Origin of the sequence: Streptomyces sp. AC555_RSS877 (assembly GCF_019049245.1) — a bacterium.
Lineage (GTDB): Bacteria > Actinomycetota > Actinomycetes > Streptomycetales > Streptomycetaceae > Streptomyces.
This window is the reverse complement of record NZ_JAGMUK010000194.1, coordinates 1-233: the sequence shown is the minus strand read 5'-3', so window position 1 is coordinate 233 and position 233 is coordinate 1. Positions and strand designations below refer to the sequence as shown.

Annotated in this window: 1 protein-coding gene; it reads right to left on the bottom strand. The window is 69.5% G+C overall.

Going from position 1 to position 233, the window contains the following annotated elements:
• Window positions 1–188, bottom strand: a 188-nt coding sequence (locus KUM49_RS41720; protein ID WP_374200269.1) for a condensation domain-containing protein, incomplete at its 3' end; no start/stop codon positions are given.
• Between the last annotated feature and the right edge of the window lie 45 nt (window positions 189–233).

The following is a 233-nucleotide window of genomic DNA, read 5'->3' as shown; positions in this document are numbered from 1 at the left end:
AACACCGTCCGCAGCACCTCATGCCGCCCCAGCACATCCAACAGCGCGCGCTCCAACGCCCGCCGGTCCAGCCCACCCGACAACCGCACCGCCATCGGAATGTTGTACGTCGCGCTCGATCCCTCCAACTGCCCAAGGAACCACAACCGGCGCTGCGCGAACGACAACGGCACCCGCTCCGGACGCACCCCCGCCACCAAAGCCGGACGCGCCACACCCCCCTGACCCAACCG